We start from the raw sequence: 6,838 nt of genomic DNA, 5'->3' as shown, positions 1-6,838 counted from the left end.
TATGTGCGAATACATGAGGATTCCGAGCACCGCCGGACGCCGTCAGGCGCACGCGCAGTAGTTCTCAGAGGCTCCTAGCCGACCCACTGGCAGAGCTGGGCTGTCAGGATGGCCAGGTAGTTGCCCAGCGCGTAGCCGATCAGGGCCATGAGGATGGCGACCGGCACCAGGGCCTCGCGGTGATAGGCGGCCACGACCGGCGCGGAAGCCGCGCCGCCGACGTTGGCGGCCGAGGCGATGGCGGCGGAGTGCACGTCGACGCGGAACAGCCAGGCGCCGAACAGGCAGAAGCCGCCGTGGATGAAGATCCAGATGTAAGCGCCGAGCACGAACAGCGGCGCCTGGTCGAAACCGGCCAGCGAGGCCCGCGCGCCCATGCCGGCGACAAAGACGTAAATGATGGCCATCGCCAGGGCGTGTGACCCGGGCACGCCACGAACCGGGGTGGCCGACAGCGCCAGGGCGAAGGTGGTCACCAGCAGCACGGTCCAGGTCGAGGTCGTGAGCACTTCGCCGATTTCCGGCAGGAGCGGGGCGATCAGCTTCGCGGCGCTGGCCACCAGCAATGCCCAGAACAGCAGGTAGAGATAGTCCTGCATGCGCGGGACGACTTCCTTGCGAGCCTCCTGCGCGGCGGCCGTTTCCATGCGCTCGATGCGTTCTTCCGGCACCTTGGCCCAGCGGTTGAAGCGATCGGCGAAGGCCTTGGAGCCGAGCAGGATGGGCAGCCAGATCACGTAGACCAGGTTGTCGGCCAGCACCGCCAGCCCGAGCATTTCCGGCGGTGTTTCCAGTGCGCCGGCCACGCCCGCCATGTTTCCGGTGCCACCGATCCAGCTGCCGGCAAGCGCCCCGTAGCCTTTCCAGGCCATCGGGTCGAGCCCGGCGTGGACGATGGCATAGGACACCACGCCGCCGACGACGATGCCGACGGTGCCGAGCAACATCACCAGCACGCCCTTGCCCATGATGCGCACCGCCGAAGGCACGTTGACGTTGAACAACATCAGGGCGATGAACACTGGCAGGGCGTAATCCCCCAGGCCGCCGTAGACCGGCGAGTCGGAGGGGATGAAGCCGACATTGTTGAGCACGACCGGCGTGGCGTAGATGAACAAAAGCGGCGGAAAATAGTTGAACCCCTTCCACTCGGTCTTCTGTTCCAGATAGAAGAACAGGGCGGCCACCCCGACCAGCACGGTGAGCACGGCCATCGGTGTCTCGAACATGTCTCGCTCTCCCTCAATCGACCGGGCGAGTCTAGCAAATACCAAACCGGTGGCCTCCTTTCACTGGTCGCCGGTTGGTCGACTCGCACGATCCTGCTATTTTGAACACCAGCACCCTGGAGGTCACGTCCATGCCCGACGCCCCGGAAAACCGCAATATCGGCGCCGTACTGCTCGAACTCGGCCGCATCAACGATGCCGATATCGAGCGCGCGCTCGAACATCAGCGGCTGCAGGGCGGCTATTTCGGGCAGGCCCTGGTCGACCTGGGCATCGTCGAGCAGGAAGAACTGGATTTCAGCCTGGCCGCCCAGGCCAATCTGCCTTACCTGATCCCGAAGCCCGAGGAGATCGATCCGGCGGTAGCGGCGCGTGTTCCGGCGACCTGGGCCGAGCGCCACAACGCCATTCCGGTGCTGCTCGAGGACGGCTGGCTGACGCTGGTGGTCGACTCGCCCCTGAAGGCGGGGCTGGCCGACGACCTGGCGCGGCGCACCGGCCTTGCCGTCAAACTCGCCCTGTGTTCATCCCGCATGGTGCGCAGCGCCATTCGCGCGGTTTACAAACTCGAGCCCGTCCGGCAGGAGGCCGAACGCATCCTTTCACTGGAGGCCTTCTGGATTCTGGCCACCTCCCCGAGCGCGCCGCGCTGGGGTCTGATGGTCCGCCACGATCGCGTTACCGGCTGGATCGAGCGCGCCGGGCACATCGAGCGCCACCAACTGGTACACAACTGGCTGGGATTTCTCGACCGACTGCTCTCACCGCCGCCTTCCCAGATCCTGCCGCCACATGGCCGGCGGCAGTGGCAGGCGAGCGTTCGGCCCGACCAGTCGCCGGTAGCCGTGAAAGTGACCAGCCTGTCGGGACCGGGTGGCCACGAACTGCTCTTCGAGCCCGCACCCCCTGAATCCGACACGCTGGTGGAGTTGCCCTCCGGTTCCGACCTCGCCACGCTGAGGGCGTCGATCCAAGCGGGCCGCACGGTGATCGGCGTACGCAGTCCCCGCGGCAGGGCCGCTCGTGAACTCGTCACACGGCTGCCCCGGTTATTACTACGAGCCGGCCACCATTCCGTCTGTCTGTTTCGCGAGGGTGCGCACGCCATCAGCAGCGACCTGCTGGTTCTCAATTTCTCCGAGGATGCCGTCGACGAGCCGATGTTCGACTTGCTCAAGCATCTCGGTCTCGACGCCCTGGGCCTGGAACTCAGTCCCAGCAGCCGCGAGATGTGGGAGCGTGCACTATCGCTGGCGCCGGTCATCCTGCTGGTACTCAGCGGAACCCGCGAGGATCAGGCGCCACCGGGCGTCGACTACCTGATGGCGACGACCAGCGACGCGCAACCGCGCTGGCAACTCATCACGGATTGACGCCGGCCCATCCGGCGGCCCCATCACGATATTGACCACGCCGGACATTGCTTATTTCAGGAATGATTGTCATTATTGCTTCTGGTTCCAGCACTGGAAGATCCTGGTCATGAAAAATCGTTTTCTCGTTTATTTATCTCTGACTGTACTGCTTTGCGCCGGCAGCGTATCGGCCGAGGACGAACCCAACATGATTGGCACCATGGGCAAGATGCAACTCTTCCTGCACAAGCTCAGTCTTTCGGTGGAGGCCGACAACCCAAAACTGGCTGACTTCTATGCCCACGAACTGGAGGAAAACATCGAGGCTGCCAAACGGATCGACGAGTATCACGACATCCCGGTCGGACAACTGACCGAAGCGATGCTGGTACCGAGCTTCGAAGCTTTCGAATCCGCGCTCGAAAGCGATGATCCCGAACAGATCCGCTCACGCATGGGCGAACTGATCAATGCCTGCAACGCGTGCCACCAGGCCACCGACTACGGCTTCATCCACATCCAGCCGAGCGAGTCCAATCCGTACATGCAGTCGTTCGAACCAAAGGGCGATTGAACGACAGCCGTCATCGACGGCGATGCGCCGCCGGACGCTGAAGCCCCTGCTCGACCCGGTCGCGAACCTCGCGGCCGGCGCAGCGCTCGATCAATTCGAGCGCGAAATCCATGGCCGTTCCCGGGCCGCGCGAGGTGAGGATATGGCCATCGACGACCACCGGCTCGTCGATGCGCTCGATACCATCGAAGTCGTCCAGCGCCCCCGGAAAGGAAGTCGCCTTCCGGCCGGTGAGCAAACCGTGACGGGCGAGCACCTGTGGCGCGGCACAGATCGCCGCGATCCAGCGGCCTTCGTCATACTGCCGGCGCAACAATCCGGCCAGCAGTTCACTGTCGCCCAGGCGTTTGGCCCCCGGCAGCCCGCCGGGCAGGGCGATCAGATCGAAGCTTTGGTCGGCGAGCTCCTCGAGGTGGGCATCCGGTACCAGCACGGTATCGCGGCTGGCCCGAACCGGGCCCGCTGCCAGGCCGGCGACGGTCACGTCGAATTCGGCCCGGCGAAACAGGTCGATCATCGTGACGGCTTCGAGCTCCTCACTGCCTTCGGCGATGGGAACGAGTACGCGGGTCATGGCAAACGCTCCAATGCTCGGTTCACGCATCCAGTCTAACGAAGCCGGCCGGAAGCTTTGTGCAAAAGCTGAAATTTCAGCATGACCAATGGGCTATTGGCTGGCATCCGCGGCTGCCTTACGCTAAACATGCGAAACTGGCTTCATCGTTCCCCACTTCAATCCAATGCAGGAAAACCCGTCATGAAATCTAGACTGTCAGCCCACGGCCTGGCCGCATTGGCCGCGCTCGTCGCGTTTGCCGCCACGGCGGCCGAGAAAGTCGAACCGGTCGGTTATCTCGACGAGCTGCCGCCCCTGCTCGATCGCCAGCTGTTCTTCGGTGATCCCGAGATTTCGGGTGCGCAAGTTTCGCCCGACGGCGAATTCGTCACTTTCATGCGCCCCTTCGAGGGCGTGCGCAACATCTGGATCAAGGGCATCGACGAGTCCTTCGACGACGCCCGGCCCCTGACCGACGACGACCGCCCCGTTCCCGGCTATTTCTGGAGCCGCGACGGTGAGTACGTGCTCTATGTCCAGGACAAGGGCGGCGACGAGAACTTCCACGTCTGGGCCGTCGACGCGGATGACGAGCCGGCCGAAGACGGTACCGTTCCGCCGGCGCGCAACCTCACCGACATCGACGACGTACGCGCCCAGATCTACTCGGTGCCCAAGTCGACACCGGGCGAGATCATCGTCGGGCTCAACGACCGTGACCCGGCCCTGCACGACGTCTATCGCATCGACATCGAGTCCGGCGAACGTGAATTGCTGATCGAGAACGACCAGAACATCGCGGGCTGGGTCGTGGGTCTGGAAGGCAAGGTGCGCCTGGCGGTGCGCCAGACAGAAGACGGCGGCACCGAGACTCTGCGCGTGAGCGGAGGCGAGGTGGGCGAGACACTCTACACCTGCTCCTGGCGGGAAAGCTGTGGCCCCAACCGCTTCCACCCGGACAACGAGCGCGTCTGGTTCCAGTCCAACAAGGGCGAAGACACCGACCTGGTCGGTCTCTACCTGATGGACATCGAAACCGGCGAGTTGGAATTCGTCGAGCGTGACCCGGAAGGTGATGTCGACTTTGGCGGCGCCATCTACTCCAATGAAACCGACGAAATGCTGGCCACCGTTTACGAGGGTGATCGCACGCGCATCTATCCCAAGGATGAAAAGTTCGAGCAGGCACTGGCCTTCCTGCGCGAGCAGCTGCCCGACGGCGAGATCAGCTTTCGCCCGCAGACCTCGGACGACTCCCTGGTGCTCGTCGGCCTGTCGCGCGACGTCGACCCCGGCACCACCTACCTGTTCAACTGGGACGAGATGAAAGTCAGCGAGCTGTATCGTTCGCGTCCCGAACTGCCGATCGAGCACATGGCCGAAATGGAGCCGATTCGCTACACCGCCCGCGACGGCCTGGAGATTCCCGCCTACCTGACCACGCCCCAGGGCGTCGAGGGCAAAAAACTGGCCCTGGTGGCGCTGATTCACGGCGGCCCGTGGGGTCGCGACACCTGGGGCTACAACTCCCTGGCGCAGTTCCTGGCCAACCGCGGCTACGCCGTCCTTCAGCCCAACTTCCGCGCCTCGACCGGCTACGGCAAGGCCTTCCTAAACGCCGGCAACCTCGAATGGGGCGATGCCATGCAGGACGACATCACCGACGGCGTCAAGCTCCTGGTCGAACAGGGCCTGGTCGACCCGGAACGGGTGTGCATCATGGGCGGCTCCTACGGCGGCTACGCCACGCTGGCCGGTATGACCTTCACGCCGGACCTGTATGCCTGCGGCGTGGACATCGTCGGCCCGTCGAACCTGATCACCCTGCTCAACTCGATCCCGCCCTACTGGGGGCCGATCCGCAAGATGTTCACCAACCGCATGGGCGATCCCAGTACCGAGGAAGGCAAGGCGCAACTCGAGCGGCAGTCGCCGCTCAATCACGTCGACAAGATCGCCGAGCCGCTACTGGTCATCCAGGGCGCCAACGATCCGCGCGTCAAGCAGGCCGAATCCGACCAGATTGTGGTCGCCATGCGTGAGGCCGGCCTGCCAGTCGAGTACATCGTCGCCCCGGACGAAGGCCACGGCTTCCGCGGTCGCGACAACCGCCTGGCCATGTTCGCCCGTACCGAGGCGTTCCTGGCCACACACCTGGGCGGCCGCCACCAGGAAGACATGGAAGAGGCCGTCGCCGAGCGTCTCGAAGAGATCACCGTCGATGTCGACACGGTGGAAGTTGAAAACGTTGCCGACGAGCTCGACGCAGCCAAGACCCTGCCGCTGCCCAACAGCGATGCCGACAAGGTGGCCAAGGGCAGCTTCGGCTACACCACCACCACCTTGAACATGCAGGGCAACAAGCTGGAAATGCAGGCGAAGCGCACGATCACAATGGAAGATGACGAGGACGGCAAAAAGATCGTCATCACCACCGATACCCGCTCGCCGATGGGCGCGTCCAGCGACCAGATCGTACTCGAAGCCGACTCGCTCAGACCGATCAGCCGCAAGCTGGCCCAGGGCCCGGCCATCATCGACGTCGAGTACGGCGCACGCAAGGTCACCGGCAGCATCAAGGCGCAGCAGGAAATCCCCATCGACATCGAGCTCGATGCGCCGGTCTACGGCGGCGATTCCGCACTCGAGGCCGTGATTCTGGGCCTGCCGCTGGAAGAAGGCTACAGCGCCCCGGTGCGCATCGCCGAGATCGGCGTTCAGCAGCGGGTACGCTACTTCACCGTCAGCGTCGCCGGACGGGAATCGATCGAGGTTCCGACCGGCGAGTACGACGCCTGGAAGGTGAACCTCAAAGCGCTCGACGGCGAGGGCGGCGATCTGACGCTATGGGTCTCGGCCGAACCGCCGCGCATGATGCTGCGCGCCGAAGGCAAGCTACCGGCCCAGATGGGTGGTGGTGACTACAGTACGGAGCTGACTCGCGTCAGCGAATAAGAGCGGCTTCGCCATCCAATAAAAGAGGCCCGGCACTGCCGGGCCTTTTTGTTTTGAGCGTGCTTGACGTGTCGGGGCGTTGGGAAGTTCACGACCACCGGACACGGTGGTGGCCTCGACACTTCAAAGGCTGTTTCGCCCGGCCTGCTTCGCAGGCTCTTGCGGCGAG

5 protein-coding genes are annotated in these 6,838 nt (G+C 64.1%); 3 read left to right on the top strand and 2 right to left on the bottom strand.

The genetic code is table 11. From position 1 onward, the window contains the following. Positions 1-74 precede the first annotated feature (74 nt). A complete protein-coding gene (locus tag DZK26_RS10175; protein WP_116896692.1) occupies positions 75-1,229 on the bottom strand; it encodes a DUF819 domain-containing protein in 1,155 nt (384 codons plus the stop codon). Between the two features lie 101 nt (positions 1,230-1,330). Here DZK26_RS10175 and DZK26_RS10170 point away from each other — a divergent pair, with 101 nt between their 5' ends. Together DZK26_RS10170 and DZK26_RS10165 are read left to right on the top strand one after the other, a co-directional pair. Beyond that, positions 1,331-2,602, top strand: a complete 1,272-nt coding sequence (locus tag DZK26_RS10170) for a hypothetical protein (protein WP_147306563.1) — start codon at positions 1,331-1,333, stop codon at positions 2,600-2,602. A 109-nt stretch (positions 2,603-2,711) separates the two neighbouring features. Next, a complete protein-coding gene (locus tag DZK26_RS10165; protein ID WP_116896694.1) occupies positions 2,712-3,158 on the top strand; it encodes a hypothetical protein in 447 nt (148 codons plus the stop codon). Between the two features lie 10 nt (positions 3,159-3,168). On the opposite strand, the gene DZK26_RS10160 is transcribed toward DZK26_RS10165, so the two are convergent. Further along, positions 3,169-3,732: a DJ-1 family glyoxalase III gene (locus DZK26_RS10160; RefSeq protein WP_116896695.1), complete on the bottom strand. Its 564-nt coding sequence runs from the start codon at positions 3,730-3,732 to the stop codon at positions 3,169-3,171. A gap of 183 nt (positions 3,733-3,915) precedes the next feature. Here DZK26_RS10160 and DZK26_RS10155 point away from each other — a divergent pair, with 183 nt between their 5' ends. After that, positions 3,916-6,669 (top strand): alpha/beta fold hydrolase, encoded by a 2,754-nt coding sequence (locus DZK26_RS10155; protein WP_220336948.1) that lies wholly within the window; start codon positions 3,916-3,918, stop codon positions 6,667-6,669. Positions 6,670-6,838 lie beyond the last annotated feature (169 nt).

The sequence above is a fragment of the Wenzhouxiangella sp. 15190 genome, from assembly GCF_003417465.1.
Lineage (GTDB): Bacteria > Pseudomonadota > Gammaproteobacteria > Xanthomonadales > Wenzhouxiangellaceae > Wenzhouxiangella.
The sequence above is the reverse complement of the archived record's forward strand: the minus strand, read 5'-3'. Positions and strand labels throughout refer to the sequence as shown.

Excerpts from the sequence above, each read along its gene's own strand:
- DZK26_RS10175 (WP_116896692.1), bottom strand. The coding sequence starts at position 1,229 with ATGTTCGAGACACCGATGGCCGTGCTCACCGTGCTGGTCGGGGTGGCC.
- DZK26_RS10160 (WP_116896695.1), bottom strand. The coding sequence starts at position 3,732 with ATGACCCGCGTACTCGTTCCCATCGCCGAAGGCAGTGAGGAGCTCGAA.
- DZK26_RS10165 (WP_116896694.1), top strand. The coding sequence starts at position 2,712 with ATGAAAAATCGTTTTCTCGTTTATTTATCTCTGACTGTACTGCTTTGC.
- DZK26_RS10155 (WP_220336948.1), top strand. The coding sequence starts at position 3,916 with ATGAAATCTAGACTGTCAGCCCACGGCCTGGCCGCATTGGCCGCGCTC.